This is a genomic window from Candidatus Neomarinimicrobiota bacterium, assembly GCA_034716895.1.
GTDB lineage: Bacteria > Fidelibacterota > UBA8477 > UBA8477 > JABMPR01 > JABMPR01.
This window is the reverse complement of the sequence record JAYEKW010000093.1, coordinates 1-3,510: the sequence shown is the minus strand read 5'-3', so window position 1 is coordinate 3,510 and position 3,510 is coordinate 1. Positions and strand designations below refer to the sequence as shown.

General features: G+C 45.8%; 2 protein-coding genes. Both read left to right on the top strand.

What is annotated here, in order from left to right; translation table 11 throughout:
• A partial coding sequence (locus U9Q77_06010; GenBank protein MEA3286912.1) for a TonB-dependent receptor occupies nucleotides 1-3,097 on the top strand: 3,097 nt, incomplete at its 5' end.
• A 14-nt stretch (nucleotides 3,098-3,111) separates the two neighbouring features.
• Nucleotides 3,112-3,510: hypothetical protein (locus tag U9Q77_06005; GenBank protein ID MEA3286911.1), on the top strand; the 399-nt coding region annotated here is incomplete at its 3' end.

The following is a 3,510-nucleotide window of genomic DNA, read 5'->3' as shown; positions in this document are numbered from 1 at the left end:
TATCAAGGGCATCAGAGTTATGGTTGATCTTACTACTACCCAGAATATAGAGATGAGCGTGAGTATCATCGAGGGTGATGTGGTCACCGTTACGGCTGACCGATCCATGATCCAGGCCGATATCACACATGCCCAGGCCAATATCAGTGCAGCTGAGCTGGAAGCACTACCGGTTGAATCATTTCAAGGGGCTGTTTCACTCCAGGCCGGTGTGGTAGTCGATGCCGGTGGCGGTATCCATATCCGGGGCGGTCGTTCATCAGAAGTGGCATATCTCATCGATGGTATTCCCGTCACCAATTCATATGGCCAGAATATGGGCGTGGGAATCGAAAATAATGCCATTCAGGAACTCCAGGTGATCTCAGGTACTTTTAATGCAGAATATGGTCAGGCCATGTCTGGAATCATAAATATCATTACCAAGGATGGTAAATTGGATAAATACACCGGTAATATTGGTTATCGTTTCGGACGCTATATATCCACCGACCCCAAGATCTATCTGGGACTTATTCCGGGATACATTCAGATCAAGGACGAAATAGATATTAGTGCTGTGGACATCCTGGGTCTAAACCCTGATGTTTTTACACCAGTGGGAAGACATGATTTCCAGTGGAGTTTGAGCGGACCCATCCCGGGTTTATCGAGGTCTACCTCTTTCTTTACATCTGGTCGTTATGAGGATCTGGCAGGTCGTCTATATGGTGTTCGCCGCTTCAAATCAGATTCATTCTTTTGGGATAAAACCAACGCAATGGCTGTGGAAGCAGGTGAATATTTTTCCGATTTTAGTGATTATGGTAGTGATGGCTGTGGGGATGCCTATGAAGATGGCAATGGCGGTTGTTCCAAGACCAGGCTGGATCTGGGTGGCGATCCTAATGGTGATAATTGGGATGCCTATCTGAACCCCAGCGGTTCACAGGGAAATAGTTTTGCAGATGCAGATGAAACCGGTAATGGTCTCTGGGGTGGCGGCGATCGGGTTTTTTCTGTGGATCCGGATGTCCATTATGACCGTGATGGTAATTTTTGGTATTATGATGTAGATGGTGACGGACAATGGAATGCTGATATGGATGACCTGGAAGATGATCCAGTACTTGACTTTGAAGACCTTGACGGCAACGGCCGTTTAAGTGGAGAATGGTATATTGATGAAGATCGGGACGGAGAGTGGACCAATAATCGGGGTGATAATGCCGTTGTGCCCCTCTACCGATCCACCAGTCTGAATCTTCAGGGAAAATTAACACACCGCTTCAATACCAGCTTGAAACTTTCGCTCAATGTACTCTATGGAAAATCCACCACCTATAACAGCAGTTCGCTTTCCTGGAAATATTCTCCAGAGGGCCGTGCCACCTCTTATGGTGATAATATGAATATCGGTCTGGTACTCCAGCATACCCTCAGCCCATCAGCTTTTTACACGATCAAGGCTTCAGTTCTGGGCAATCTTGGGCGTTCCTACTATGAAGATATTTACGGAGTGAACTGGAATAAGACCTTTCTAAACAACATGTTTAAAATATCAGACTTCGACATGCCTGATCCTGTAGCTTATCATTCCGTTGGGCTGTCAGCTTATGAGAATGACAATAATGTCCTGGCAGCATCCACAGGCCAAAAATATAATCTGGGCGGTATTTCCAAGTATCATCTGTACCGTATGACCAGAAGTCATCTGGTAAAATTTGACATGACCAATCAGATCAATTCTGTGCATCAACTACAGACTGGTATGGAATTCAAATACACCAGCATTTTTAGGCGTGATTTTTCCATCCTTTATGATCCGGCTGAAGGCTATGCTTCACCCCAGATCCTGACCCCTGATGTGCAGCAGTCCACACCGACCTACAGCGAAATGGTCAGAAATCCGGCAGAATATGCCATTTACATCCAGGATAAATTTGAGTTGGTCGATATGATTGTCAATGCCGGACTGCGCTATGAAGTTTTCGATCCTGATGGATCAACCCTTAGTGATCCCGCAGATCCCAACCCCTATTCACCCCTGAAATTGAGTAATAAGTTCAACGATCTGAATGGAGATGGTCTAATAACCGAGGATGAGGCGGTTTCTGACAATGCCAAATCATACGACGATCGCATGGAATACTGGTTTACACCGGCTTCCAAAAAGATCCAGGTAAGTCCGCGGTTGGCCATCGCTTACCCCATAACGGATAAAGGTGTTCTACATTTTTCCTATGGTCACTTTTTCCAGATACCCAGCTATACCTACCTATATATCAATCCTGATTTTGAAGTGCCGGTGGGGGGCAGTGTTGCCTCTGCAACCATGGGTAATGCTGATCTGGAACCTCAGAAAACGGTTCAGTATGAAGTTGGATTCCAGCAACAGTTCGGGGAAGATATCGGGATCGATATGACCGGGTTCTATAAGGATATCAGCCACCTGCTGGGCTCGAAGATTATTACCACCTTTACCAATGAAGTCTATGGTAAGTATATCAACCGAGATTATGGGAATGTAAAAGGCGTAACGGTTTCCATTACTAAACGGTTCTCAAATGGTTTTTCCTCAAATATCGATTACACCTACAGCGTGGCAGAGGGGAATGCTTCAGATCCGCGATCCGCTTTCTGGGATGCACAGAATAATCGTGATTCAGAGAAGCAGCTGGTTTATTTAAACTGGGATCAACGACATACGCTTAATGGGACTATTCTGTTCAAATTACCATATCAGGTTACCCTTAGTTTTATTGGAGAGTATGGCTCAGGCCTACCCTATACACCTTCTAATACAACGCTTGAAGGTGGTAGCTTTGAGAACAGTGCTCGTAAACCACACACCATGAATGTTGATATGCGAATATCGAAAACGCTGCATCTGGCTGGAAGAGCGATCAATTTTACTGCCAATGTGTATAATTTGCTGGATATTCGAAATGAGATTAGTGTCTATAGTGACACAGGTCGCTCGGGGTATTCACTGATTCCAACCTATACTTCTGAAGATGTTGACTGGCAGTACAATTCACTGACAGAATACCTCTACCGTCCCGGCTATTATTCATCACCACGCCAGATTCGCATTGGCATCTCAACCTCACTGTGAGATAGGGTTATCAAATGAAATATACTAAAAATATCTTGCTTCACCTGATCATCATCCTGCTCTCTCTACCGCTGTTTGCTGCTGGGCCAGGTTCTCATACCCCTAACCGACCGCTTCCCCGGAACCTGCATAAATCCTCCGCCCTGGGTGTGGATGCCAACGGACACGGGAATCGACGGCTGGCAATTCATAATGGCAACAAAATATTGACCAGATTTTCCAACTATGGTGCCATAGCCGATTGGCGAAATTCCCCAGGTCGTTACGATTGTGGGATCTACCCCATTGGCTCAGGTCGTTCCTATCTGGCTGAGTTTTCACCCATTGTTGCTGCAGAAGTAGACAACACCAGGGGTGGCGGAAAGATTCATATCCTCAGTGAAGGTATGCCGGCCAGTTCGATTGATCTGCCC